The sequence below is a fragment of the Rahnella perminowiae genome, assembly GCF_019049755.1.
GTDB lineage: Bacteria > Pseudomonadota > Gammaproteobacteria > Enterobacterales > Enterobacteriaceae > Rahnella > Rahnella perminowiae.
The window spans coordinates 1-255 of the sequence record NZ_JAFMOS010000007.1; the positions used below are offsets into that span (position 1 = coordinate 1).

Sequence of the window (255 nt, forward strand, 5' to 3'; positions counted from 1 at the left end):
TCCAGACTCCTACGGGAGGCAGCAGTGGGGAATATTGCACAATGGGCGCAAGCCTGATGCAGCCATGCCGCGTGTGTGAAGAAGGCCTTAGGGTTGTAAAGCACTTTCAGCGAGGAGGAAGGCATCATACTTAATACGTGTGGTGATTGACGTTACTCGCAGAAGAAGCACCGGCTAACTCCGTGCCAGCAGCCGCGGTAATACGGAGGGTGCAAGCGTTAATCGGAATTACTGGGCGTAAAGCGCACGCAGGCG

Annotated in this window: 1 rRNA gene; it reads left to right on the plus strand. The window is 55.3% G+C overall.

Annotated features, from left to right (window positions below):
• Positions 1-255 (plus strand): 16S ribosomal RNA (locus J1785_RS00025); the annotation flags it as partial.